The organism is Treponema sp. UBA753 (assembly GCF_002297325.1).
Taxonomy (GTDB): domain Bacteria; phylum Spirochaetota; class Spirochaetia; order Treponematales; family Treponemataceae; genus Treponema_D.
Genome location: NZ_DBKJ01000081.1, coordinates 1 through 25,362, shown reverse-complemented (window position 1 = coordinate 25,362; position 25,362 = coordinate 1). Strand labels below are relative to the sequence as shown.

General features: G+C 40.2%; 22 protein-coding genes. 19 read left to right on the top strand and 3 right to left on the bottom strand.

What is annotated here, in order from left to right:
• From ybaK to B4C08_RS07200, 17 genes are all read left to right on the top strand, one after another.
• Window positions 1–483 carry a Cys-tRNA(Pro) deacylase gene (gene ybaK / locus B4C08_RS07280; protein ID WP_296664186.1) on the top strand — a complete coding sequence of 161 codons (483 nt, stop codon included), beginning with the start codon at window positions 1–3 and terminating at the stop codon, window positions 481–483.
• A 99-nt stretch (window positions 484–582) separates the two neighbouring features.
• Window positions 583–1,932 (top strand): electron transport complex subunit RsxC, encoded by a 1,350-nt coding sequence (rsxC, locus tag B4C08_RS07275; protein ID WP_296664185.1) that lies wholly within the window; start codon window positions 583–585, stop codon window positions 1,930–1,932.
• Complete coding sequence (locus tag B4C08_RS07270; RefSeq protein ID WP_295796221.1) at window positions 1,929–2,960, top strand: RnfABCDGE type electron transport complex subunit D; 1,032 nt, start codon at window positions 1,929–1,931, stop codon at window positions 2,958–2,960. Before rsxC ends, B4C08_RS07270 begins: the two co-directional genes overlap by 4 nt.
• On the top strand, window positions 2,957–3,559 hold the full coding sequence (locus tag B4C08_RS07265; protein WP_296664184.1) for an FMN-binding protein: 603 nt from the start codon (window positions 2,957–2,959) through the stop codon (window positions 3,557–3,559). The genes B4C08_RS07270 and B4C08_RS07265 overlap by 4 nt, the downstream gene beginning before the upstream one ends.
• A 1-nt stretch (window position 3,560) precedes the next feature.
• Window positions 3,561–4,178 (top strand): electron transport complex subunit RsxE, encoded by a 618-nt coding sequence (gene rsxE / locus B4C08_RS07260; RefSeq protein WP_296664183.1) that lies wholly within the window; start codon window positions 3,561–3,563, stop codon window positions 4,176–4,178.
• Entirely contained in the window at window positions 4,175–4,753 is a 579-nt protein-coding gene (locus B4C08_RS07255; RefSeq protein WP_295796228.1) for an electron transport complex protein RnfA, read from the top strand. Before rsxE ends, B4C08_RS07255 begins: the two co-directional genes overlap by 4 nt.
• A gap of 17 nt (window positions 4,754–4,770) precedes the next feature.
• On the top strand, window positions 4,771–5,592 hold the full coding sequence (locus B4C08_RS07250; RefSeq protein WP_295796230.1) for an RnfABCDGE type electron transport complex subunit B: 822 nt from the start codon (window positions 4,771–4,773) through the stop codon (window positions 5,590–5,592).
• A 27-nt stretch (window positions 5,593–5,619) separates the two neighbouring features.
• On the top strand, window positions 5,620–5,784 hold the full coding sequence (locus B4C08_RS07245; RefSeq protein WP_273352940.1) for a hypothetical protein: 165 nt from the start codon (window positions 5,620–5,622) through the stop codon (window positions 5,782–5,784).
• Complete coding sequence (locus B4C08_RS07240) at window positions 5,781–7,274, top strand: Na+/H+ antiporter NhaC family protein (protein ID WP_296664182.1); 1,494 nt, start codon at window positions 5,781–5,783, stop codon at window positions 7,272–7,274. The genes B4C08_RS07245 and B4C08_RS07240 overlap by 4 nt, the downstream gene beginning before the upstream one ends.
• A 14-nt stretch (window positions 7,275–7,288) precedes the next feature.
• The gene (locus tag B4C08_RS07235) at window positions 7,289–8,584 is read left to right on the top strand and encodes a uracil-xanthine permease family protein (protein ID WP_295796242.1); all 1,296 of its coding nucleotides are present in this window, start codon (window positions 7,289–7,291) and stop codon (window positions 8,582–8,584) included.
• Between the two features lie 3 nt (window positions 8,585–8,587).
• Window positions 8,588–9,223 carry a uracil phosphoribosyltransferase gene (gene upp / locus B4C08_RS07230; protein ID WP_295796245.1) on the top strand — a complete coding sequence of 212 codons (636 nt, stop codon included), beginning with the start codon at window positions 8,588–8,590 and terminating at the stop codon, window positions 9,221–9,223.
• 98 nt (window positions 9,224–9,321) lie between these two features.
• Entirely contained in the window at window positions 9,322–11,139 is a 1,818-nt protein-coding gene (locus B4C08_RS07225; RefSeq protein ID WP_296664181.1) for an alanine--tRNA ligase, read from the top strand.
• A gap of 62 nt (window positions 11,140–11,201) precedes the next feature.
• Window positions 11,202–12,281: a SurA N-terminal domain-containing protein gene (locus B4C08_RS07220; RefSeq protein WP_295796253.1), complete on the top strand. Its 1,080-nt coding sequence runs from the start codon at window positions 11,202–11,204 to the stop codon at window positions 12,279–12,281.
• A gap of 9 nt (window positions 12,282–12,290) precedes the next feature.
• On the top strand, window positions 12,291–12,776 hold the full coding sequence (gene nusB, locus B4C08_RS07215; protein WP_296664180.1) for a transcription antitermination factor NusB: 486 nt from the start codon (window positions 12,291–12,293) through the stop codon (window positions 12,774–12,776).
• The gene (locus B4C08_RS07210) at window positions 12,773–14,635 is read left to right on the top strand and encodes a tetratricopeptide repeat protein (RefSeq protein ID WP_296664179.1); all 1,863 of its coding nucleotides are present in this window, start codon (window positions 12,773–12,775) and stop codon (window positions 14,633–14,635) included. The genes nusB and B4C08_RS07210 overlap by 4 nt, the downstream gene beginning before the upstream one ends.
• A gap of 133 nt (window positions 14,636–14,768) precedes the next feature.
• Window positions 14,769–15,041 carry a co-chaperone GroES gene (locus B4C08_RS07205; protein WP_013700724.1) on the top strand — a complete coding sequence of 91 codons (273 nt, stop codon included), beginning with the start codon at window positions 14,769–14,771 and terminating at the stop codon, window positions 15,039–15,041.
• Between the two features lie 242 nt (window positions 15,042–15,283).
• Window positions 15,284–16,135: a sigma-70 family RNA polymerase sigma factor gene (locus B4C08_RS07200; protein WP_296664178.1), complete on the top strand. Its 852-nt coding sequence runs from the start codon at window positions 15,284–15,286 to the stop codon at window positions 16,133–16,135.
• Here B4C08_RS07200 and recG read toward each other — a convergent pair.
• From recG to dnaE, 3 genes are read right to left on the bottom strand one after another with little or no spacing between them, the layout of a single operon-like run.
• Entirely contained in the window at window positions 16,116–18,302 is a 2,187-nt protein-coding gene (gene recG / locus B4C08_RS07195) for an ATP-dependent DNA helicase RecG (RefSeq protein WP_296664177.1), read from the bottom strand. The genes B4C08_RS07200 and recG overlap by 20 nt on opposite strands.
• Entirely contained in the window at window positions 18,303–18,884 is a 582-nt protein-coding gene (locus B4C08_RS07190; protein WP_296664176.1) for a YggT family protein, read from the bottom strand.
• A gap of 22 nt (window positions 18,885–18,906) precedes the next feature.
• On the bottom strand, window positions 18,907–22,548 hold the full coding sequence (gene dnaE, locus B4C08_RS07185; RefSeq protein ID WP_296664175.1) for a DNA polymerase III subunit alpha: 3,642 nt from the start codon (window positions 22,546–22,548) through the stop codon (window positions 18,907–18,909).
• 433 nt (window positions 22,549–22,981) lie between these two features.
• Between dnaE and B4C08_RS07180 the strand changes: the two genes are divergently transcribed.
• The gene (locus B4C08_RS07180) at window positions 22,982–24,142 is read left to right on the top strand and encodes a formylglycine-generating enzyme family protein (protein ID WP_296664174.1); all 1,161 of its coding nucleotides are present in this window, start codon (window positions 22,982–22,984) and stop codon (window positions 24,140–24,142) included.
• A 29-nt stretch (window positions 24,143–24,171) separates the two neighbouring features.
• Window positions 24,172–25,362, top strand: a 1,191-nt coding sequence (locus B4C08_RS07175) for a hypothetical protein (protein ID WP_296664173.1), incomplete at its 3' end; no start/stop codon positions are given.

Here is a 25,362-nt window from a genome sequence, read left to right as displayed (position 1 = left end):
ATGAAAAAAACAAATGCAATGCGCATTTTGGACAGTTTAAAAATTCCTTATGAAACAAAAGAGTACGACGATGACGGAGAACATTTGCTTCATAAGGGAGCGGCCATGGAACTTTCTGAAAAACTCGGAATAAATCCTGAATGCGTTTTTAAAACAATAGTCATGCGCACTGATTCAAAAGAGACTGTTGTTTTTTGCCAGAGCGCGGTTTATGAAATCAATTTAAAAAAAGCCAGAGCAGCTTGTGGCGCAAAAGAAGTTCATCCTGTTAAGCCGGAGGAACTTTTGTCGCTTACAGGATATATCCGTGGCGGATGTTCTCCTATTGGAATGAAACGAAAATACAGAACTTTTATTGACGAAACTGTTTTGCTTTATGACAAAGTTTATGTGAGCGCAGGAATCCGAGGACTTCAGCTTGCGCTTTCTCCTTCAGACTTAATAAAAGCCAGTGATGCTCAGACTGTTGATTTGATTCTTTAGCTAAAATTTTTGCTGTATAGATTTTCAGCGGATTTCAAAATTGGAATTCGTTGTTTGAAATTATCGACTTTTTGCGATTTCTATAGTAAAATTGTTTCCATGAAAACACACACTTTTAAAGGCGGAATCTTTCCGTTGGAAATGAAGGAGCTTACAAATAAATGTCCGATAAAAGAGGCGTTTCCTTCTTCTAAAACGGTTACGATTCCAATCACCATGGGCGGCGCTCCAAACACTCCGCTCGTAAAAGTTGGAGATTCTGTTGCAAAAGGACAGAAAATTGCTTCGGGTGAAAAATTCATGTCAGTGCCCGTTCATTCTTCTATTTCAGGAAAAGTAAAGAAGATTCAGAATTTTACTGTTACTGGCGGAATGACTGCGCCTTGCATTGTTATCGAGGCTGACGGTTCGGATAATGTTGAATTTATGGATCCGCTAGATCCGTTTACATGCGGAAAAGAAAAAGTTCTTGAGCGGATAAAAGAAGCCGGAATTGTAGGAATGGGCGGCGCGTCTTTTCCTGCGCACGTAAAACTAAATCCTCCGGAAGACAAAGAAATTGATTATGTTTTGGTCAACGCTGCAGAATGCGAGCCTTATCTTACTTGCGATGAGCGGACGATGATTGAAACTCCGGAAAAACTTATAGATGGACTTGCGATAATTTTGAATCTTGTTGGCGCGGCGGGAATAATTGCGCTTGAAGACAACAAGGCTTACATAAAACCTTCCCTTGAAAAAATTATAGTTGAAAAAGGCTACGCTGACGATATTTGTGTTATGCTTGTCAAAACGAAATATCCGCAGGGTTCTGAAAAATTTATAGTTTCTTCTTGCCTTGGCGTTGAAATTCCTTCTGGAAAACTCCCTGCCGATGCTGGCGTGATTATTTCAAATGTTGGAACTGTCTGCGCGATAAGCGATGCTTTCAGGCTTGGAAAACCTTTGATTGAACGCAGCCTTACAATTTCCGGCGGCGCAGTAGAAAATCCATGCAACTTAAAAGTTCCAGTTGGAACAGTGATTTCAGATTTGTCTCCTGAATATTTTTCTTTAAAAGAAAATTCGGCTGTAAAAATTATTTCCGGCGGTCCGATGATGGGCTTTGCTATGCCTGATATGAATTTTCCAGTTGCAAAAGGAACAAGCGGAATTACTTTCCTCACAAAAGATGAAACTTATCTTGTTGATGAAGAGCAGTGCATTGGATGCGGAATGTGTGTGTCTGTCTGCGCAATGCATTTAAGCCCGGTTCTTATGGTTCGTGAACTTAAGGCTGAAAATATTTCAAATGCTAAAAAACTTGGCCTTATGGACTGCATTGAATGCGGATGTTGCGCTTATGCTTGTCCTGCAAATGTCAGACTTGTTCAGCGTTTCAGAATTGGAAAGTCCATTGTAAGAGAACAGATTGCGGCGGCAAAAGCAAAGGAGGCTGTAAAAAAATGAACTCTGAAAATAAAATGTTTCTTTCTTCTAGTCCGCATTTCACAGCCGGACTTTCAACTCAAAAAATAATGCTTGCGGTTTTGATTTCGCTGCTTCCTGAATGTGTTTATGGCGTTATTGTTTTTGGACTTCCTGCTTTGGCGACAATTCTTGTTTCTGTTGCTTCTTGTTTTGTTTTTGAATTTTTGTTTCAGAAAATTACACGTCAAAAAATTGTTGTTTCAAATTTGTCTTGCTGCGTAACGGGAGTTTTGCTTGCTCTTGTAATTCCGTCTACAACGCCTTTGTGGATGACAGTTCTTGGCGCGTTGGTTGCCATTGTTATTGCGAAAGGACTTTTTGGAGGAATCGGAAGCAACGTTTTTAACCCGGCTCTTACTGGACGAGCTTTTATGTTCATAAGTTTTCCAGTTGCTTTGGGTGCGTCTTGGTTTAATCCGGCAACAGATGCAATTTCAAGCGCGACAATTTTGAGTCAAGTTAAGGCTGGTTCATTCGTTGCAGACAGTTCTGTTTATCTTCAATACTTTTTTGGAAACCGGGCTGGCTGTATTGGCGAAACTTCAATTCTTTTGATTTTGCTTTCATTTGCTTTCCTTGCTTTTACAAAAATAATCGACTGGAGAGCTCCTGTTGCTATGATTGGAACTGTTGCTGTCTGCACATTTGTTTCCGGAGGAGATGTTCTTTTTGCACTTTTGAGTGGAGGACTTTTGTTCGGAGCGACTTTTATGGTTACGGATTATTCAACTGCTCCTGTTACAAAAAAAGGCCGGCTTGTATTTGGCTTTGGCTGCGGACTTATAACTTTCTTGATAAGAAAATTTGGTGGATACCCAGAAGGTGTAATGTTTAGCATTTTGATTATGAATGCTGTTGCGCCTTTCTTGAATAATCTTTCTGCAAGAAAATATGGCTACGGAAAAAAGGGAAACAGAAAGCCTGCTCCAAAAAAAATAATACAGGACTTTGATATTTCAAATGCAGTTCCTTTAGAACAGAAAAAAAACGCGGAGGCTGAAAAATGAGCCAGAAAAATTCAGTCTTGGAAATGCTTGGGCTTGGAATTGTCCTTGCGGTTTATGCAATGGCGGCTTGCACAGTTCTTGCCATTGTAAATAATTTTACTTACGGGCGGATTGCGCAGAATAAACTTAACAAAGCGAATGCCGCAATGAAAGCTGTTGTAAAAGATGCTGATTCTTTTGAAGCCGTTGATTCATTTCCTCCAGCTTCAAATTCTTCTATTACAATACAAAATATTTTTATTGCAAAACAAGGTGAAAATGTAATTGGCGGAGTTGCCCAAGTTACAGGTCCGACTTATGACAAAGGCACAATCATGGTTGGAATGAAATCCGACGGAACTGTTACAGGCTTGCAGTTTTTGGAACTTACGGATTCTCCTGGATTCGGCTTAAAGGCAAATGATTCGACTTTTACGCTTGCAAACGGAAAAACATTTTATGGACAATTTGAAGGAAAAAATGCTAAAGACGGATTTGTTGCCGGTCAGACTTTTGATTCTATTTCTGGAGCAACAATAACTAGCGTTGGCATTGGCAATCTTATTTCCGCAGGAACAGAATGTCTTTTGAAAGTTCTTGATGGTCAGGAGTTTAATTAATATGAACAAGCAGCTTCAAATTTTTACAAACGGTTTCTTAAAGGAAAATCCGCTTTTGGTTTTAAATATTGGCTTGTGTTCTTCTCTTGGAGTTACAACAAGTATTTTTAACGGACTTGGCATGGGAATGAGCATGACGTTTGTTCTTCTTATGAGCGAACTTGTAATCAGCATTTTTAGAAAATGTATTCCTAACGCAATCCGCCTTCCAATTTTTATAATTATTATTGCGGCGTTTACAACTATTGTTCAGTTTGTGCTTCAAGCTTATGTTGAATCTTTGTACGATGCGCTGGGAGTTTTTCTTCCGCTGATTGTTGTAAACTGCATTATCATGGGACGCGTTGAATCTTTTGCTTCAAAGAACAATGTCGGAAATTCTATTCTTGATGCGCTCGGAATGGGAATTGGCTATACTTGTGTTCTTGTTGTGATTTCTCTTGTGCGTGAATTTTTTGGCGGCGGAACTTTGATGGCTGGAACTTCTGTAAAACTTGAGCTTATTCCTGAAGCATACAGAATTGGAATTTTAAACAGTGCGCCTGGCGGCTTCATTGTTTTTGGACTTCTTGGAGCGGCAGTTCAGGCTTTAAAAAATAGAAAGGAGGCTGCAAAATGACTGATATGATTCAGCTTTTTATAAAGTCAGCAATTGTTGACAACGTTGTTTTTATTCAGTATTTGGCAATCTGCCCTTTTATCGGAATGACTGCTGAAACTGGCAAGGCTTCTGGAATGGGACTTGCTACGACTTTTGTTATTATTCTTGCAACTGTTGTTACTTGGCCTTTGTATAAATTTGTGATGATTCCGCTTGGACTGGAATTTTTGCAAACGTTGTTTTTTATTCTTGTAATTGCTTCTCTTGTTCAGCTTGTTGAATTTTATCTGAAAAAATCCGCGCCTGGACTTTATTCTTCAATGGGCGTTTATCTTGCGCTGATTACAACAAACTGTGCGGTTCTTGGTGTTACAATAAACTGCATAAGCAAAGACTACAATTATTTACAGAGCATTGTTTATGCTTTTGGAACAGCCTGCGGATTTCTTTTGAGCATGGTGGTTATGTCGGGGGTAAGAAGCAGAATTAAAATTGCAAAAATTCCTGAAGCTTTCAAAGGGACTCCAATTCTTTATGTTGCTGCCGGACTTTTGAGTCTTGCGTTTTTAGGCTTTAAAGGTCTTATAAAATAATTCAGTGGAGGAACTTTATGAATACGATTATTTTAACAGTTGTTATTGCTCTGCTGATTGGTTTTATTCTTGGCACGCTTCTAGGGCTTTTTAAAAAAATATTTTCAGTTGAAGTTGATCCAAAAGTTTCCCAGGCAAGAGAAGCTCTTCCCGGCGCTAACTGCGGAGGCTGCGGATATGCTGGCTGCGATTCGTTTGCTGTTGCTGTTGTAAAAGGCGAAGCTCCTGCAAATGGATGTGTTGCAGGCGGACCGTCTGTTTCAGCGGCATTAAATAAAATTTTAGGCTTGTCAGGAGATGAATCTGATTCTGCAAAAAAGGCTGCTGTTCTTGCTTGCCATGGAACAAATGAATGCGCTGGAACAAAAGGAATTTACAATGGCGTTCAAACTTGCAAAGCCGCCCAGCTTTCTATAAATGGAACAAAGTTGTGTGCTTTTGGATGCATTGGCCTTGGAGACTGCGTTTCTTCTTGTCCGTTTGGCGCATTGTCAATGGGAAATGACGGGCTTCCTCATGTTGATTATTCAAAATGTGTTGGTTGCGGAAAATGTGCAAAGGCTTGTCCTAAAAAACTTTTCAGCATTACAAATATCGAAGTAAAAGGTCCTGTTGCGCTTTGTTCTTGTCATAACGACAATAAGCCTCAGATTAGAAAAGACTGTTCTGCCGGATGCTTTAAATGCGGAATCTGCGCAAAAAAATGTCCTGAGCAGTGCATTGATCTTTCCTCTGGAATTCCTGCGATTGATTATTCAAAATGTACAAGTTGTGGAACCTGCGTTTCCTCTTGCCCTGATAAAGTTTTGAAATTCATGCAGGAACTTACTGCTGTATAAAATTTGTTTTATAGATAGGAGGTTTCTATGACAAATGTTCAGGTAATAAAAGAACTGACAAATTTAAAAACTTATTGTTCTGCAACTTCTTTGGATGTAGTTGAGTATGCAATAAAAGTTTTTCAGAAACTTGAAAACTGCGGAATTTCAGAACCGCTTGAAACTGAATTTAAGAAAGAGGAAGAAAAATGATAGGAACATTTTGGTCTTTAGTTCCGCCAGTCGTGGCAATTTGTCTGGCGCTTATAACAAAGGAAGTTTATTCTTCTTTATTCATCGGAATTTTAATTGGCGGTCTTTTTTATTCAGGATTCAGTTTTGCAGGAACAATAAATCACGTTTTTAAAGACGGATTCGTAGGTTCTCTGTCTGATTCTTATAATGTTGGAATTTTGATTTTCCTTGTTATTCTTGGAATAATGGTTGCGCTTATGAACAAGGCAGGCGGTTCTGCTGCTTTTGGTGAATGGGCAAAAAAACGCATAAAGTCAAAAAAGAATGCGCAGATTGCAACTATTTTTCTTGGGATAATTGTTTTCATTGACGACTATTTTAACTGCCTCACAGTTGGAAGCGTAATGCGCCCGATTACAGATAGATACAAAGTTTCAAAAGAAAAACTTGCTTATCTTATTGATTCAACTGCGGCTCCGGTTTGTATTATTGCGCCTATCAGTTCTTGGGCTGCGGCAGTAACAGGATTTGTTGAAGGCGAGGACGGATTTCAGCTTTTTATAAAAGCGATTCCTTATAATTTTTACGCGCTTCTTACAATCTTTGCTCTTTTTGCAATTGTTATTTCCGGAGTTGACTTTGGTCCTATGAAAGGTTTTGAAGCTGCGGTATCTTCATCTTCTTCTGATGAACTTGAAGAGAAAAAACTTCCGGCTGCAAAAGGAAAAGTTTTGGATCTTGTGTTCCCGATTATTTCGCTTATCGTTTTCTGTGTAATCGGAATGATTTATACCGGCGGATTTTTTGCTTCAGGCGAAGATCACCGCGGATTTGTTGCGGCTTTTTCTGGCTGCGATGCTTCCGTTGGACTTATGTACGGTTCTTTTGGCGCGCTGATTTTGACTTTGATTGTTTTTGTTTTGCGCCGCGTTTTGAGCTTTAAAGACTGTATGTCTTGTATTCCAGACGGATTTAAAGCCATGGTTCCTGCCATTTTGATTTTGACACTTGCCTGGACTTTGAAATCCATGACAGATAGTCTTGGCTCAAAAGAATTTGTTTCATCATTTGTTCAAACTTATGCTTCTGGAATGCTGAATTTCCTTCCTGCAATTATATTTGTAATCGGAGCTTTTCTTGCCTTTGCAACTGGAACTTCCTGGGGAACATTTGGAATTCTTATTCCGATTGTAGTCGCTGTTTTCAATGGAAGTGATTACAATCTTATGATTATTTCAATTTCAGCGTGCATGGCAGGAGCTGTTTGCGGTGATCACTGCTCTCCAATTTCTGATACAACTATAATGGCAAGTGCTGGTGCGGAATGTGTTCACGTGAACCATGTTAATTCTCAGCTTCCTTACGCGCTTTCTGTTGCAAGTGTTTCTTTTGTCTGCTATTTGATTGCCGGACTTGTAAAAAATCCGATTCTTCCTATTTTGTTCGGAATGGCAGTAATTGCTGGATTTTTGTTTTTTCTTAGAAAACATAAGAAAGCAGAAGCTTAATCTCAGGAGTAAAAATGTCTAATGATAATTTAAATGCGGTTTATGATGCGCGCACTTTGGGAAAGCCTAGAATGCTTGCACTTGGTGTTCAGCACATGTTTGCAATGTTCGGCGCAACAGTTCTTGTTCCGCAGCTTACGGGGCTTAGCGTTTCTTCTACGCTTTTGTTTGCTGGAATCGGAACTCTTATATTTCACTTTTTTACAAAAGGAAAAGTTCCGGCTTTCTTAGGCTCGTCATTTGCATTCCTTGCAGGCTACATGACAATTGCCCCGAACGGTGAAAAACATCTTTTGCCTTATGCGTGTCTTGGCGTTGCTTGTTCTGCGGCTTTGTATTTTCTGCTTGCTGTTCTTGTAAAAGTTTTCGGTGTAAAAAAAGTAATGCGCTTCTTTCCGCCGGTTGTTACAGGTCCAATTATAATTTCGATTGGACTTACACTTTCACAGTCGGCAGTAGACAATTGCTCGAGGAACTGGCTTGTTGCTTTTTCAGCGGTTCTTGTAATTGTTGCTTGCGTTATCTGGGGAAAGGGAATGATAAAAATTATTCCGATTCTTCTTGCGGCTGTTGTTTCTTATGTTTTTGCAGGAATACTTGGCGAAGTTGATTTTACTTCTGTAAAAAACGCGGCTTGGATTGGACTTCCAGTTTTAAAAGAAAACACAGTTTTTGCAATTTTTGAAAATCCCGACACTTCATTAATTATAACTTCTATAGTTACGATTGTTCCGATTGCGATTGCAACTATGATGGAGCACATCGGAGACATTGCCGCAATTTCATCAACTGTAAACAGAAATTATTTTGAAAATCCCGGACTTCACAGAACACTTTTGGGGGACGGACTTGCAACTCTTGTAGCTTCACTTTTCGGCGCGCCTGCGAACACAACTTACGGCGAAAACACCGGCGTTCTTACTTTGTCAAGAGTTTACGATCCTCGTGTAATCAGAATTGCGGCAGTGATTGCAATTTTGTTTTCGTTCTCTCCAAAGTTTGCAGCGTTAATAAGCGCGATGCCAGCTGCAACTTGCGGCGGAATTTCAATTGTGCTTTACGGAATGATTTCCGCAGTCGGTGTAAGAAACATTGTTGAAAGCCAAGTTGATTTTAAAAATTCACGCAACGTAATTATCGCAGCGTTAATTCTGGTTCTTTCAATCGGAATAAAATACAGTTCCGCAGGAGCTGTGAATATTCACATCGGCGGACTAACTCTCGGACTTTCCGGCTTGGCAACTGGAGCTTTGGTTGGAATAATTTTGAATATGCTTTTGCCTGAAAAGAAGGCTTCGGAAAAAGAGTAATTTATGGAAAATAAAAATGTAGTTTTTTTAAATCATCCGCTGATTCAGCATAAAATTTCAATGCTCCGTGATGAAAAAACTGGAACAAATGAGTTCAGAAAACTTGTTGAAGAAATTGCAGTTTTAATGGGCTACGAAGCTTTGCGAGATCTTCCTGTAGAAGATGTTGAAGTAAAAACCCCAATTGAAATTTGCAAAACACCGATGCTTTCTGGAAAAAAACTTGTTGTTGTTCCGATTCTTCGCGCTGGTCTTGGAATGATGAATGGAATGCTGACTCTTGTTCCTTCCGCAAAAGTCGGACATATCGGTTTGAGCCGCAATGAAAAAACTCATCAAGCTGAAGAATATTACTGCAAAATGCCGGATTCTCTTGAGCAGCGTCAAATTGTAATTGTTGATCCAATGCTTGCAACTGGAGGTTCTGCTGTTTCCGCAGTTGATTTTATAAAAAAGCGTGGCGGAAAAAACATAAAATTTATGTGCATAATTGCAGCCCCAGAAGGTGTTGAAGTTTTAACAAAAGCGCATCCCGATGTAAAACTTTACATTGGGCATCTTGACCGTTGCCTGAACGAAAACGCATATATTTGTCCAGGTCTCGGAGATGCTGGCGACAGAATTTTTGGAACAAACTGATTCCTGTTAAAAAATGAAAAATTCATGCTTCGTTGATTTTTAGCGGAGCATGAATCCACAATTGACTATTTAAGTATTTAGTTTTACTATTGATTGCTATGACTGCAAACGAGTTACGTTCAAAATACATTGAATTTTTTAAATCAAAGAACCATGTTGAAATTTCAGGCCAGTCTTTGATTCCAGAAAATGATCCTTCCGTACTTTTTACAACTGCCGGAATGCATCCGCTTGTTCCGTATCTTTTGGGAGAAAAACATCCGGCCGGAACACGCCTTACAGATTATCAGAAATGCATCCGCACAGGTGATATAGATGAAGTTGGCGATCCAAGCCATCTTACTTGTTTTGAAATGCTTGGAAACTGGTCTTTGGGCGATTATTTTAAGAAAGAATCAATCGGATTTTCCTACGAATTTCTTACAAGTCCAGAATGGCTCGGTCTTGATCCGCGGAAAATTTCTGTTACAGTTTTTGCCGGTGATGAAAATGCTCCGCGCGACGAAGAAGCTGCAACTTACTGGAAAGAAAACGGAATGCCACAAGACAAAATCGCATATCTTCCTGCAAGCGACAACTGGTGGGCAGCAGGTCCGACAGGTCCGTGCGGTCCTGATACTGAAATTTTCTACTGGGTTGGAGAAGGACTTCCGCCTGCCGGCTCAAACAAAGGAACTGACAGCGAAAACTGGATGGAAATCTGGAACAATGTTTTTATGCAGTATAACCGCATTGACGAAAAGACTCTTGTTCCACTTCCAAAGAAAAATGTTGACACAGGAATGGGGCTTGAGCGCACAAACTGTATCTTGCAGGGAAAAACCTCTGTTTATCTTACAGAAGTTTTCCAGCCAATCATTGCAAAAATCGAGGAACTTTCTTCCTATAAATACGGCACGGATGAGGAAAAGGACAGAAGTGTCCGCATTATCGCAGACCATTCACGCTCGGCGGTTTTTATTCTTGGCGACCAGAAAGGCGTTTCTCCTTCAAATGTCGGTGCGGGCTACGTTCTTCGCCGCCTGATCCGCCGTGCAGTCCGCCACGGAATGAAGCTTGGAATCGAAAAAAATTTCCTTGCGGAAATCGCGCAGGCAGTAATCGAGAATTTCAAGTGCGCATATCCGGAGCTTGAGCAGAACAAGGAAAAAATCTTTACGGAGCTTTCCGCGGAAGAAAACAAATTCCGCGACACATTGCGCAAGGGCGAGGCGGAATTCCAGAAGCTTCTTCCGAATCTGATGAAAAATCCCAAGAAGGAAATTTCAGGTAAAATCGCATTCAGGCTTTACGACACATTCGGTTTTCCGCTTGAACTTACACAGGAACTCGGAGCTGAAAATGGATTCACCGTTGATGTAGAGGGATTCAAGGAAGCGGAGCGCAAGCATCAGGAGGCTTCAAAAACTCAGGATGCTGGAGCAGCAAAAGGCGGACTTGCCGAACAGTCGGACACAACCACAAAATATCACACGGCAACCCACCTGCTTCAGCAGGCGCTTGTCAATGTTCTTGGAGACAAAGTCGCGCAGAAAGGTTCGAACATCACGAATGAGCGTATGAGATTTGACTTCACGTTCGACCGTCCGATGACAAAAGAGGAAATCCAGAAGGTCGAGGACATTGTGAACGAGCAGATTAAAAAAGATTTGCCTGTTACAATGGAAGTTATGCCTCTTGAAAAGGCGAAGGCTGAAGGTGCGCGCGCCCTGTTTACGAACAAATATGGTGAAGATGTAAAAGTCTACACAATCGGCGAAAAGAACAACTGGTTCAGCAAGGAAGTTTGTGGCGGGCCGCACGTCCAGCACACGGCACAGATCGGCGAATTCAAAATCCAGAAGGAACAGTCATCTTCCGCAGGAGTGCGCAGAATCAGGGCTGTAATTTCCGGTGGTCTTCCGCTGGAAAAATAACTGTGTAACCGAACTGAATAATAACTGTTTATTAATAAATGAATTATAAAGGATGAATTTTCATGAAAAAATTTTCTATTGGATTATTGATTTTTTTTGCTGCATTCGGAGCTTTTGCTCAAAGTGACTTGCAGCCTCTTGCAGTTGTAAAACTTAATAAATCAGAAACAATTACTGTAAAGCAGTTAAAGACACGCGCAAGTTTCATTCAGAAGCAGTACGGAATGGAATCTCTTCCTATTGAGCAAAAGCAGGCTCTTTTGGAAAATCTTATTGCTGAAAAACTGATAACTCAGGCAGCGGCAAAAGAAGGTCTTTCTGTTACAGACAGCCAGGTTGACGATGCATTCTTGAATACATTTAGCCAGCAGCTTGGAACTCGTGTTTCAGAAGCTCAGCTTGAAGATTTGATAAAAAAACAGACTGGAAAATCTTTGGATGACTATATAAAAGAATATAGCGGAATGTCAAAGTCAGAATACAAGGCTTACTTGAAAAATCAGCTTATTATTCAGCAGTATGTATTTTCAAAAAAACAGTCTGAGATTCAAGCGGTGGCAGCAACTGATGAAGAAATCCGCAACGCTTATGAAATGAACAAGTCAACTTTTGTTTGGAACGATATGATGAAACTTTTCCTTGTTATGGTTCCAAAGGGAAGCAATGATATGGCGGCCCGTGCTTTGGCAACAGACTTAAGAAACAAATATAAAGGCGATTCAAAAAAATCTGAAGAAATTAAAAATTCAAACGAAAACGGAACTAATTATAGAGCTGGCGACATTACAGTTGCAAAAACAGCTCAGCAGGCTCAGCAGCTTGGATGGTCAATTGACAAACTTAACGAGCTTTTTGGAAAATCCGCAGGCTATCTTTCTGAAGTTACAGAAACTGCTTCCGATTTTCAGTTTTATGCAGTTCTAAAAAAGTATGATGCAAAAATGCTTTCAATTAGCGATGTTGTTCAGCCAGAAACAACTGTTACTGTCTATGATTATCTAAAGCGCAACATTACTTCTCAAAAGCAAAGCCAGTATTTTACAGAAGCCGCACAGGAAATTTCAAAATCGCTTGACATTCCTTCAAATGTTGACCGCAAAAAAACTGGCGATGCTCTTAAAAAGCTCCTTAATTGGCAATAGGAGTTTGTTGTGTCCAGAAGAAACGGTCGTATTTTTGCGGTTCAGGCTCTTTATTCCTATGATGTCGGCAAGGCATCTCTTGAAGATTTACTGAAGCTTGAATGGCTTAAAGAAGATTCTGAAAATAATTCAAGCGGAAAATTTGTTCTGCCCGAAACTTTAACGGAAAATTCTGAAACTGAAGACTTTTCTCAGTCGAGGGCGGAGTCTTATGATTTTGCCCGTTTGCTGATTTCAGGAACAATAAATCATATTCAGGAAATTGATGAAAAAATAAAGGCGCATTTGACTGCGAATTGGAATTTTGACCGCTTGAACAGAGTTACACTTTCCATTTTGCGTATCAGCGTTTTTGCATTGCTTTATCAAAAGGAATTAAAGCCCACAATAATTATTGATGAGGCTATTGCAATTTCAAAAGAATTCGGAACAGACGATTCTTTTAAATTTATAAATGCAATTCTTGATACAATCAGCAAAGAAGAGGTAGCGTGAGCAAAAAATCAATCTGCGTTGCGGCTTTGTGCTGCTTGGCTGCAGTTTTAGTTTGTTCATGCTCTTCTCATTCTGAAGGTTCATCTTTTATTTCTGTGCTGGATTCTGTTGATGCCGCTGTTTCTCAGAATTCCGCGGAAGATGCTTTAAAATCCTTAAAAAAACTTGAAAAAAAAGCCTATGCTTCCTATGAATATCTTGGAATTGTAAAGAGGTATTTTTTTCTTGGTGAAACAAAATCAGCAGAACGTGTTTTAAAAAAAAGTCTTAAAAGAAATCCTAAGAATCCTGAGCTTTCCGCCGTGTATGCGAATTTTCTTTTGAGAGAAAATCGTCTTGAGGAAGCATTTCAAATTTCACTTTGCTTAAAAGATTCCAAATATTCTTCAATTTATGCGGAATGCGTTTTAAAGAAAGCCTTGCTTGCTATAGAAAATGGCGAGCCTGTTTTAAAATCGGCATTCAATTCTGTTTCCAAAAAAAAGAAAAATAAATCTGTGGAAACAAAAAGTTCGGAAGAAATAAAAGAAATTTTTTGCAGTCCTGATTTTATTTCTGTGTATAAAAATGCTTTTGACGGTTCGGATGAAAGCTTGTGGATTTTTAATGCCGCTTCAATTTTTATGCGTGGCGGTGAATTTAAAAACGCTGTGGCTTTGTACCCAAATAAAATTTCAAGCAGCAGGGAAAGCCTTTTCTGGGGCTGCATTTTTTTTGATTCAGGACTTTATGCGGAAAGCATTGCAGCTTTGGAAGCTAGCTCAAAACTTACCTCGTTTGCAGAAAAAACTGATTTGTCCACAAAGACTGAAATTCTTTCTCTTGAATCGGACGGATTTTATATTGAAGGCGAGGAAAATTCTTCTGAGAAAATTCGACAACGTCTTATTCAGAACTTCACTGAAATTCCGCCGCAAATATACATGAACAGCGCGATGTTTGCTAAGCGTAAAAGCGACTTTGAAAGTGAGCAAAAGCTTCTTGATTTTCTTTCTGTTAATTTTCCTGATTATTTGCCGGGGCTTGCGGCTCTTGGCGAATTTTCACTTGATCAGATAAAAAATCAGCATGAAGATTTTCTTTCGCAAAAAATCAGAAACGCCGGGCTAAAAACTTTGAGCATGGAAAAAAAAGACAAAGTTCCGGTTGTGCCGTTTGATTCCGTTCTTGAAAAACTTGATTCTCTTATTGCCTCCAAAAATTCCGAAGCCTTAGTTTTAAAGGATGCGCTCGTTACTCAAAAAAATAAGTTTGATAAAATTGAAAAGCCAGTTTCTGATATTTGGCTTATGCTTGAAAAAAATGTTTCTGCGGAAAATATTTATCCTGAATCTGTTTTGAAACATTGTGTTTTTTCTCTTTTGAATGAAAATTCTGAGCCGGATGCGGAAGCTCTTTTTGATTCGTATTACAAATCGAAGTATGATTTTTTACCTGAGGATTCACCGGAAAATCTTGAGCTTTGGGAATGTGAACTTTGCGCATGGTTTGCCTGCAAAAAGGGAAACTTTAAATCTGGAATTTCTCTTTACAATTTTATAGCGGAAAATTACGGAAACCGAATTGCCGCATTAAATTCATCTTCAAAAAATTCTTCAATTATAAATGCGTTTGTCAATCTTGGCGTTTTATATGCTAGCGTTGACCGTTTGCCAGAAGCTTTAAATTCGCTTAACATTGCTTCTGCAAAATCATCTGAAGGAAAAGAAAAATCTGAAATTTTGTTCAGGATTGCGCAACTTGAATGGAAGCAGGGAAATTTATATGGAGCTTCAAGAGCTTTAAAATACGCGCTTTCATTGGATTCTGAAAATAACAAAGTCCGTTTGCTTCAGAAAAAAATTCAGGCGGAAAAATGAAACTTATTTTCCATAGAATTTGACTTTAAGGTAAAAAATTTGTATTTTTATAGTATAAAAAAAGAGCGCAATTAATTTATGTTGACCGCTCAGAGTTTTAAAAAATTTTCAAATATAGATTTGGAGGATTTAAATGAAAGTAAAGCCATTGGCAGACAGAGTTTTGGTAAAGCAGGTTGCCGCAGAAACAAAAACAGCTGGCGGACTTATTATTCCAGACACAGCACAGGAAAAAACTCAGCAGGCTGTTGTTGAGGCTGTTGGACCTGGAACTGAAAAAGAAAAAATTACTGTAAAGCCTGGTGAAAAAATTTTGTATGATAAGTATGCTGGAACAGGAATTAAGATTGATGGTGAAGACTATCTCATTCTTAAAAACTGCGACATTATTGCTGTTGTAGAGTAATTTTTTATTTTTTATGGGTCATTTTGGCTCGTTTTGAAGAAACACTTTATGGGCTGTATCATTTTGATGCAGCCTTATTTGTTTTAAATGCCTTTTGGAAGCTAGAAAACCGCATTAAAATCAGATTTTTTTGCTATTGAAATCTAAAAACTTTTTTATTTTGTTTTTTTTCTTGTTTTTATATAACTTGGCACGTTTTATGCTATTTATTAAGTAAATAAAAGCATACTGGAGGCAAGAAAATGGCTAATGTTTCATCAAAAGATTTAGACGTTGTTAGGATTCATCTTAATGAAATAAAAGGAATTCCTCTTCTTACAAATGACGAAGAAACTCAGCTTGCTACAAAAGCTGCTGCTGGAGACAAAGCTGCAAGAGATAAACTTTTAACTTCCAATATGCGCTTTGTTATAAAAATTGCTTCACAGTATTTGAACAAAGGTCTTGAATACGAAGATTTGATAAGTGAAGGCTATCTTGGACTTATGAAGGCGCTCGATCATTTTGATGTAAGCAAAGGCTACCATTTTATATCTTATGCTGTCTGGTGGATTCGTCAGAGCATAATGAAAGCTATTGTTGATTTTGGCCGTCCGATTCGTCTTCCTGTAAATAAAGATGCTGAGCTTACTGAAATAAAAAGAGCGTGCCACAGCGTAAATCCGCATGGAAAAAAATCAGAGGAAGAAGAACTTGAAGAAGTTGCGCTCAAACTTGGAATGACAAAGCATCACATAAGAGAGATGCTTAATATTTCACAGGAAATGATAAGCTTGGATTCTCCTGTTGGAGGCGACTCTGATACTGCGCTTGTTGATACTGTTGCTGCTGGAACTTTTACGCCGGAAGATGCAGCCATCAATGCTTCTTTGAAAACAGAAATTGACAAAGCTTTCGTTGGTTTGGATAAAAAATCAGTTGAAGTTCTTAATATGCGCTATGGGCTTAATGGTCAGGGCGAAAGAACATTAAAAGAAGTCGGTGAAAAAATGAATCTTTCAAGAGAACGTGTCCGCCAGATTGAAAAACACGCGATTGCAAAAATTCGTGCAAACAAAATCTGCGATATTTCTCTTAAGGATTATGTTGCTTAAGCTGGCATAAAGCGTCGTATCGTGCGGTCTTAAGAATTTCTTTATCACGGCTTAAGTCAGCTATGTTCAATGCAAAATATCCTGACTGGGCTGTTCCAAAGACTTCTCCAGGACCGCGCAATTTTAAATCTTCTTCTGCAATGAAAAATCCATCGTTGCTTTGATGCAGTGCCTTTAACCGTGAGATTCCAGTTTCCGTGATGTTCTTGCTGTAAGTTAAAAAACAATATGACTGGAATTTTCCGCGCCCGACTCTTCCGCGCAACTGATGAAGCTCCGCAAGCCCAAAACGTTCAGCGTGTTCAATTGCGATGCAGGTTGCGTTTGGAACATCGACTCCGACTTCTACAACTGTTGTTGCAACAAGAACTTGAATGTTTCCTCTTGAAAAATTTTTTAGTATTTCGGCTTGCTGTTCATCGTCAGTTTTTCCGTGGATAAGCGCGCATTTGAAATTCGGATAAACTTCTTTTGAAAGAAAATCGAACATTTCTTCTGCGGATTTTAATGAGGCTTTGTCAGTTTGCTCTGCCTGCGGATTTTCTGCGATTCTTGGGTAAACAAAATATGCCTGATGCCCTGCGTTCAGTTCCTTTCTTATGGCTTCGTAGACGTTGCGTTCATTTCCGAAAACTGTAAGATAAGTTTTTACAGGAAGCCTTCCTTTTGGCATGGTTTTTATTACGCTTATGTCAAGGTCGCCGAATGCAGTTAGCGCCAATGTCTGCGGAATCGGTGTTGCGCTCATCATTAAAAGGTCTGGTGAATGCGCCATGTGCTTGAATGAAATTCTTCCTTTTGAAATTATCGATTCTCTTTGCGTTACTCCGAATTTATGCTGCTCATCTATTACCGCAAGCTGAAGATTTTTATATTGTGTGTTTTTGCTGAAAAGCGCGTGAGTTCCAATTACAATGTCAATGTTTCCGTCTCTAAGAGCATTTAAAAGAGGCTGCCTTCCAGAAGCTTTTAAATTTCCTGTGAGAAATGCTGTTCTTATTCCGGCTGGCTCTAAAAGTCTTGCGGCGTTTTCTGCGTGCTGGCGGGCAAGAAGTTCTGTGGGAGCAAGAATTGCGCATTGTCCGCCGTAGTCAATTGTACGTGCGCAGACAAAAAAAGACACAAGGGTTTTTCCAGAGCCCACATCTCCTTGTAAAAGCCGCTGCATGGAAAATGGAGGCTTTGAAAGTTTGTGCGGAGCGTTCAGCATTGTGTTGCATTCTGTCTGGCTTTTGTCAATGTCGCGGTTCATTTCTAAAATTGAATTCATCTGGTCCAATGTAAGCTCAAAATTCAAGCTACTGAAAATTTTCTTTTGGCGCGGCGAAAGGCTTTTTTGAAATTCACCTTCTATCTGCTCAAGCCCTGTTTCTGAATCTGGCGTAGAAAAATATGGATATGCTTCTGGAATAAAATCTTGCGAAGGCAAAATTCCGCGGTGCATAAGTGCGCGTTCGAGCATTTTGTATTCAAAAAGATAAAGCTCTTCATAAATTAAAGTTTTTCTAGCTTCCTGCGCCTGATTCAAAGTTTGCGGCTGATGAACAAGAAGAATCGCTTCGCTTTTATTTAAAAGATTCCGTTCTTTTATGATTTGCTCTGGAATTTCATTGCTTATGTTTTTTGCGAATTGTCTTAACGCCTGCGCCACAGTTTTTCTGTAGATTTTTTGCGTGAGACCTTCTGTAAGCGGATAGATTGGAATTACCGTGCTGTCTGGAACTGGAACATTTTCAAAGTCCGATAAATTTCCGTCGAACGAAATTCTTGAAGCTTCAAAAGATGAAGACTGAAGCTCGTTGTATTTTGTTTCAAATTTTCCAGTTACGGCGATGATGCTTCCTTCTGGCAGAGATTTTGCAAGAAAGTCTCGGTTGAATGCAACAAGCCAAGCGTTTGCGCTTCCATCGGTTATTGCAATTTTCAAGGTTTTCATTTTTCCATAGCCAAACCACTGGTGAGCCGTTACTTTGCATATTGTGTGGACTTTTGGAAAATTTGCATAATCTCTTAGCTGAATCCGTTTTGTTCTGTCTTCGTAGTCGCGTGGAAAAACAGAAAGTAAATCGGCTACTGTGAAAATATTCAGATTGGCGAATTTTTTTGCCGCTGCAGGACCTACACCGGAAAGTGTTTCTACAGCGGCTCCAAGTTCAGAAAGAATCATTTACAAAATTATTGATAAAATAAACGCAAGAAAAATTCTTAATGCAAACTGCAAAACTAAAAGAGCGATTATTGAAATTATTAATGCAGCTTTGTAAGTTATGCGCCTGCCCATCGCGAATGTTCTTGCGATTCTATAGACAATCGGCGAAATTGAACTGTCAATTTGATTTGCCATGAATCCGCTTGTGTTGTAAAAATCCTTGTTTATCATTATCAGAATGAGCCTTATTGCAAAAAGAATTATAATAAAGAAAATAAGCGATGACAGAATTGAAAAAAATATTCCAAGAATCATTGCCAATATCATCTGTAGGTTAATGTAGCCTCCGTTTGCAAGACTGGAAAAAAGCTGCGAGCCTGCGCCTAGAATGCACAACGCAAGCGCAGGGCTAAAGTCAAAACTTCCGAACTTAAGCCATTTTATTCCGCGGAAAAGATTCATGTATGGATCGCATATTTGAGCCAGAATGTCTGCCGGTTTGCTGTATGAATAGTTTGGAATCCAAGTGATTATTATGCGCAAAAGGCATAAAAGAGAATATAGCGATAAAAAAGCTGAAATTATTCTTAAAATAAACATGGCGTAAAAACCTCCTGTGCCATTATTCAGTCCAGACTTCCTGAACTCCGGAAATGTCTTTTAGGCTGTCTATATATTCCTTTGTGTTTGGAACTGTCAGCTGAGTGTTTGCCTTTACAACATAAGTTTTTCCGTCTATTTCTATATGAAAATATACTAACAAAGTTCCCGTTCCGCCAAACAAAATATCTCTAAGCGGCGCAATTTCTTTTACGGAAGAAAAACCTTGCTCAAGCTGAATGTGGACGCTTGAAATTGCCTTTTGCTGCAATGTTGCAATGTCTTCAATTGTTTCTACAAGAAAACTTGGAACTTCCCGTGAGCCGTCAACTTTACCCTTAAACGCATAAACTTTTTCGGCTTCAATCTGGCTTGAATATTTTTCCCAAACAGTAGGAAAGAATGTTACGTCAATAATTCCTTTGTAGTCGGCAAGTTTTGCAAACGCCATCTGCTTGCCTTTTTTAGTCATTATGATTTTCAAATCCTGAAGCATTCCAATTGCAATGTATGTTTTGCCGGAATTTCTTGACTGCCAAGATGATCTTCCGCTTGCTTCCAAAGACGCTTTTTCCGCCTTGTCTATTTTTGCCCAGCGTTCGATATTTTCGCTGTTGCAGGTTGCGCAGGTTTCTATTGCAGTTTTATAGTCGTCCAAAGGATGCCCGGAAACAAAGCAGCCTATGAGTTCTTTTTCCATATTAAGACGTTCCATTTTGGGAAGGTCTTCGCATTCTTCAAACTTAAAGTCTTCAAATTCTTTTATTCCGGCATCTTCAAAAAGGCTTGCCTGTCCGTATTCCTTGGAAGCATTTTTTTTGTCTTCGTATTCAATTACGCGTTCAAAGTTCATGGTAAGAGTTGCGCGGTTTTGCCCCAAGTTGTCAAATGCGCCAGTTTTTATAAGAACTTCTATGGCTTTTTTGTTTACGTCCTTGTTGCTTAGCCGTTCAATGAAATCCACAAAAGACTTGTAAGGTCCGTTTTCCTCGCGCTCTTCAACAATAGCTCTTGCAGCTCCTTCGCCCATTCCTTTTATTCCCTTGAGACCGAACACAATATGACCGTCGATAACATCAAAGATTGAGTCGGAGCGGTTTACGTCCGGCGGATCAACTGGAATTCCCATTTTGCGCGCTTCTTCAATGTATTCTGGCAGCGTGTCTGTGGAAGTGATTTCGTTGGTTAAGTTTGCCGCCATAAATTCAGCTTTTTTGTGGGTTTTAAGCCAGCCTGTTCTGTATGCAAGAACTGTGTAAGCCGCCGCATGGGACTTGTTGAATCCGTAGCCAGCAAACGGCACCATAATGTCAAAAATTTCATCGGCATGCTCTTTTGTGTAGCCTTGTTTTATTGCGCCTTCTTCAAATTCAACTTTTTTGCCCATGAGGACTTCAAGTTTCTTTTTTCCCATGGCACGTCTAAGCATATCTGCGCCGCCAAGAGAAAAGCCTGCAATCTTCTGCGCAACCTGCATAACTTGTTCCTGATAAACCATAACGCCGTAAGTTTCCTTTAGAATTCCTTCAAGGCATGGATCTGGATAGTGAACGGTTTCAGGCTTCCATTTGCCTTCGATGTATTGCGGAATGTAGTCAAGCGGACCTGGGCGGTAAAGCGCGTTCAAGGCTACAAGTTCTTCTACGCATCTTGGCTGGCACTGGCGCAATATTTTCTGCATTCCCGGGGATTCAAACTGGAAGATAGCAACAGAGTCTCCGCGGCAGAATAAGTCGAATGTCTCGGAATCTGTTTCGCTTACGTTTTCTGTCTTGAATTCCGGCTCGTCTGGCTTTTTATGCTTGTTGATTATGTTTTCGGCATAGCGGATTAAAGAAAGCGTCTTAAGTCCAAGGTAGTCGAATTTTACAAGTCCGCACGGCTCGATTATGTCCATTGTGTACTGAACCGCAACTTCGCCTGTCTTTGGATCTTTGAAAACTGGCGCCCAGTCGGGAAGGGCTGTAAGTCCGATTACCATTCCAGAAGCGTGAAGTCCTGTGTTTCTGATTAAGCCTTCAAGTTTTTTGCAAAGAGCAATCCAGCGGTCAAAAGTTTTTTTATCAAGTCCGATTGTCGCCTCTGGATTTTCGCTGACTGGAATAAGCTGTCCGCCGTCTGGAAATTTGTCTGTGGGCGGCTCAAGCGCGTTTTTCAGTTTTGCCTTTGGATTGTCTGGAATGCAGGCTTTTACTTTTGTAACAATCGAAAGCGGAATGTTCAGGATTCGTCCAACGTCAGCAAGGCAGTTTTTAGGCTTTAATGTTCCAAACGTTACAATGTGGCCGACCTGCGGCTCTCCGTAAGTTTCTCTTGTATGCTGAATGATGTTCTGCCTAAAATCGAAGTCCATGTCTATATCAAAATCCGGCATGGAAACGCGCTCTGGATTTAAGAAACGCTCAAAAATCAACTTGAACCTGAACGGATCAATGTCTGTTATAGTCATGCAGTACGCGACAAGAGAACCTGCTCCTGAACCGCGTCCCGGACCAATCGGAATGCCGTGTTCTTTTGCCCAGTTTATAAATTCCCAAACAATCAGAAAGTAGCCAGAAAATCCCATCTTAAAGATAATTCCAAGCTCGTATTCGCACCGCCGCCTAATTGCCTGAGTAATTTCCGGGTAGCGCACTCTAAGACCTTTTTCTACAAGGCATCTCACATAGTCGTCCTGATTTTCCGTGTAGTCTTCGTGCTTTTGAAATTCGATTGGAAGAGAAAACCGCGGAAGACAGCCTTTTAGTTCAGGGGTTGTGTACTGATGAATTGTAAGGTTGCACATATTGGCGATTTTTATAGTGTTCGCCATTGCTTCCGGGTAGTTCGGAAAAAGAATTGACATTTCCTGTTCTGTCTTTAAATACCATTCTTTTCTTCCGCCGCCCATTGTCTGATGTGGCTCGTCCAAAAGCTTCTTGAATCCAATGCACCTTAAAGCGTCCTGGGCTTCTGCGTCGTCCTTGTTGCAGTAATGAACATCGTTTGTAAGAACAAGCGGAATGTCTAGGTCTTTGGAAAGTTTTATGAGCTTGACAGCAACTTCTTTTTGCTCGTCTAGCCCGTGGTCTTGAATTTCTATGTAGTAGCGGTCTGGTCCGAAAAGCTCCTTGTATTTTTTTGCAACCCGGTATGCGTCTTCATCTCTTCCGTTTAAAAGAAGCTGCGGAAGTTCTCCCTGAATGCACGCGCTTAGGCAGATAAGTCCTTCGTGGTATTTTTTTAGAAGTTCAAAGTCTATTCTTGGTTTTCCGTAGTAAAGCCCTTCTGTGTATGCGATTGAAGAAAGCCATGACATATTTTTGTAGCCAGTCTGATTTTCGCACAAAAGAATAAGATGAAAGTAGTGGCTGTTTTTTCCGTTGCGCCCGAACGGAACATCATTGTGCTCTGTGTGGCTTCCCCAGGCAACATAAAATTCTTCACCTACAATCGGATTTATTCCGTTTACGTGGCAGAGCTTTTCAAAGTTGAGCGAGCCGAACATATTTCCGTGGTCAGTAAGAGCCAGCGCCGGCATATTAAGTTCTTTCGCCCTTGCAACAAGAGTGTCAATCTTGCTTGCACCGTCCAGAATTGAATAGTCTGAGTGGACGTGAAGGTGAACAAAATTGCTAACCGGAGTTCCTTCCGGGGCGTCAGGAAATTTATGATAGTCAGCCAAGCCAAGCTCCTTGCAACGAATAGTTTTTTAGATGAAGTCATTCTAATGGAAAAACCCTCTTTTTGCTAGGTGAAGTTTTGCGATGGCAAGAATATGACTGTTTGACGGAAGCGTTTTTCTGTAGTATATTGAAACAAAGGAAATGCCCGATTTCCATCGGTCGTCTCCACTAAATAGTTGCTATAAAGCCGCTGCAAGTGATTCGGACTTGGCGGCTTTACTTTTTAACTCTTCTTATATATGTAAAGTTTAAAAAGTTGGTGTCATTATCCGGCTTGATTGGATAATCTCCTGCACAGGTAATATGAAAAGTACGTTAATAGCACTGCCTTTTGATGGTCGAAAGGGATGCATATTGGAATTCAATACAGTGTGCTTCGTAAAAATGGCTTTTCATTGTGCATTTCGTTTTTAGGTGGTAAAATGATGCATTATGAAAGCAGTAATAAAACAATTAAAACTTTTTGCCGTGTTTGCGGTAATGTCGCTTGCACTCTCAAGCAATGGGCATTCACAAAACATTGGTTCTGACTTTGTGAGAATACAGGCTGTTACCCTTACAAGGGATTTCTATATGTGCGACCACGAGGTAACGCAAAAAGAATATCAAGACATAATGGGAACAAACCCAAGCAAATTCAAAACTAATCCGGACAAAGGCGAAATTCAGGAAAATCGCCCTGTAGAGCGGGTAAGCTGGTTTGACGCAATTGAATACTGCAACAAGCGTTCTATAAAAGAAGGACTTACGCCTTGCTACAAAGCCAACGACAGCACAGACACAAGCAAATGGGGCATAGAGCCTACAGCAGACACGAGTAAATGGGGTATAAAACCCACAATGACAATCAGAAAAGAAGGTTACATTTTTAACCAATCAACCTGGTTTGAAGTTGAGTGCGACTGGAACGCGAACGGATACCGCCTGCCAACGAATCTGGAGTGGGAATATGCCGCAAGTGCAGGAAACAGTTTAGATAAAGATGTTTACAGCGGAACAGATGATGAGTCAAAACTTGGTGATTACGCCTGGTACATCCGCAACAGCCGCAACAAGACTCACGAAGTAAAAAAGAAGAAGCCGAATGCTTTTGGTCTTTATGACATGAGTGGCAATGTGGAGGAATGGTGCTGGGGAAACGAGGGTGGTGATTATGTTAGCGGCCTTCATGGCGGGTACTGGGGCGTTAAGAATGGAAGATACTGGCATGTTGGGAATGGAAAGGACGGTATTATAACTTGGCAAAGCACGAATCCTAGCTGGACAGTTCCTGAACAGTTTTATGTTCTATCTGTAGACTATTGCTTGCCATATAAATACGCAACCGCCTGCTTTGGCTTCCGTGTAGTGCGTACAGATACAACAACTGTTACAGAGGCGCATAAGAGGCAGGTGGCAAATCAAAAAGAAGCAGAGAGAAAAGTTCACGAGGAAGAGCAGAAGCCGCAATCTAGGACAGCTTCTATGGAAGAAATAAGATTGAATACGGCAAAAAGTTATCTCTTAAACGGAATTCCTCCGAAAAAAGTTGCAAAGATAATGGGGATGGAGCTTTCTCAAGTTAAAGAACTTCAAAAATCTATTAAAAAATAGCCGCTTAATTTTTATATAAGGAAAATTCTATGAAAAAGACTTTGAAAATTGCCGCGCTTTCAACTTTGATTATGGGCTTTTTTGTAAGCGTGCTGCCGGCGAAAGATATTAGTACACAGATAAGTGACGCATTTAAAGAGATTATAAAAAATCAAATCTACAGCGAAAAGCAGGCGGATTCCTTGTGGTGGAAAACGAACCAAAGGGAAATGATTTTGACTCCAATTGAGGAATACGATGATCTTGGCGACAGCTACTATGAATCAAAACTGTGGAAAGATGACTCCCTTTATATCACAAGATTGCTTGTTGATTATCCTTCAGCCACTGCTAGCTATCTGCATCAAATATATATGCGGAGAGATGAGTGCCTTAGAAATGTCAGGGAGGTTTGGCTTAGTCCGCAAGTTGACGCTTGGGCTTTTATAGATGAATTGCAGGACGAATTCGTTGAAGAGGAATATAAAGCAGGAAATAAGGACGACTTTATAAAATACAAAGATAAATTATGGTTTAGCGGCGGCATGATGAATGGTGTCTGCACTATATATGTGCCCGAAAGCGAATTGCCTAAAGGTCTTTTAAGCTACAGTTCAAAGCCTTTGTCGCCTGTATATTTTGTGAAAGTCTATTCCGGCGATGTGTACGAGGCGTTCAAGAAAGGGGATTCCGCCGCAAGAGAGTGGTGTCCCGGCCACGTCTACACTGGAAAAGCCTACACCGCAAGCCGCATGAAGCAACACATGACATGCCAGCAGAAAAACGAGTGGTATTACTCGTGCAAATGGTGCGGAAAGTGCGAGTATAACCCAAACCACACATTCTCGGACGGCGTTGGTAAGTCTCCTGTGCACGACTTTGCACGGTTTGATATTTCTGACAAGAACTTTGCAGGCACAAACAAGCAGGGAGAAAAAGTCTACTATCTTTCATGCAGATGGTGCGGCATTAACAAGCGCGATTCTGACCTGTCTGATTTTACATACGAGTATTTTCGCTATAATACAGGCCACAAGGATACCCCGGAAGCTAGAGCGGCATATAATATGTACATGGAACAGAAGAAGAAAGACTGGAAGAAAGGCGGCACGAGCTACGAACAGGCACTGGATGTTTCAACAAAAGTCAATTTAAATCCGTGGTCTTTTGCAGTTCCAAAAAGCAATGATGTAAAGGCAAAGATAAGCGAAAATGCTCAAGACGGAGTTTACTGGGCAGCC

Excerpts from the sequence above, each read along its gene's own strand:
- rsxE (WP_296664183.1), top strand. The coding sequence starts at position 3,561 with ATGAACAAGCAGCTTCAAATTTTTACAAACGGTTTCTTAAAGGAAAAT.
- B4C08_RS07270 (WP_295796221.1), top strand. The coding sequence starts at position 1,929 with ATGAACTCTGAAAATAAAATGTTTCTTTCTTCTAGTCCGCATTTCACA.
- B4C08_RS07255 (WP_295796228.1), top strand. The coding sequence starts at position 4,175 with ATGACTGATATGATTCAGCTTTTTATAAAGTCAGCAATTGTTGACAAC.
- B4C08_RS07225 (WP_296664181.1), top strand. The coding sequence starts at position 9,322 with ATGACTGCAAACGAGTTACGTTCAAAATACATTGAATTTTTTAAATCA.
- B4C08_RS07240 (WP_296664182.1), top strand. The coding sequence starts at position 5,781 with ATGATAGGAACATTTTGGTCTTTAGTTCCGCCAGTCGTGGCAATTTGT.
- ybaK (WP_296664186.1), top strand. The coding sequence starts at position 1 with ATGAAAAAAACAAATGCAATGCGCATTTTGGACAGTTTAAAAATTCCT.
- B4C08_RS07245 (WP_273352940.1), top strand. The coding sequence starts at position 5,620 with ATGACAAATGTTCAGGTAATAAAAGAACTGACAAATTTAAAAACTTAT.
- B4C08_RS07200 (WP_296664178.1), top strand. The coding sequence starts at position 15,284 with ATGGCTAATGTTTCATCAAAAGATTTAGACGTTGTTAGGATTCATCTT.
- B4C08_RS07205 (WP_013700724.1), top strand. The coding sequence starts at position 14,769 with ATGAAAGTAAAGCCATTGGCAGACAGAGTTTTGGTAAAGCAGGTTGCC.
- recG (WP_296664177.1), bottom strand. The coding sequence starts at position 18,302 with ATGATTCTTTCTGAACTTGGAGCCGCTGTAGAAACACTTTCCGGTGTA.
- rsxC (WP_296664185.1), top strand. The coding sequence starts at position 583 with ATGAAAACACACACTTTTAAAGGCGGAATCTTTCCGTTGGAAATGAAG.
- upp (WP_295796245.1), top strand. The coding sequence starts at position 8,588 with ATGGAAAATAAAAATGTAGTTTTTTTAAATCATCCGCTGATTCAGCAT.
- B4C08_RS07190 (WP_296664176.1), bottom strand. The coding sequence starts at position 18,884 with ATGTTTATTTTAAGAATAATTTCAGCTTTTTTATCGCTATATTCTCTT.
- B4C08_RS07250 (WP_295796230.1), top strand. The coding sequence starts at position 4,771 with ATGAATACGATTATTTTAACAGTTGTTATTGCTCTGCTGATTGGTTTT.
- B4C08_RS07220 (WP_295796253.1), top strand. The coding sequence starts at position 11,202 with ATGAAAAAATTTTCTATTGGATTATTGATTTTTTTTGCTGCATTCGGA.
- B4C08_RS07265 (WP_296664184.1), top strand. The coding sequence starts at position 2,957 with ATGAGCCAGAAAAATTCAGTCTTGGAAATGCTTGGGCTTGGAATTGTC.
- B4C08_RS07235 (WP_295796242.1), top strand. The coding sequence starts at position 7,289 with ATGTCTAATGATAATTTAAATGCGGTTTATGATGCGCGCACTTTGGGA.
- B4C08_RS07180 (WP_296664174.1), top strand. The coding sequence starts at position 22,982 with ATGAAAGCAGTAATAAAACAATTAAAACTTTTTGCCGTGTTTGCGGTA.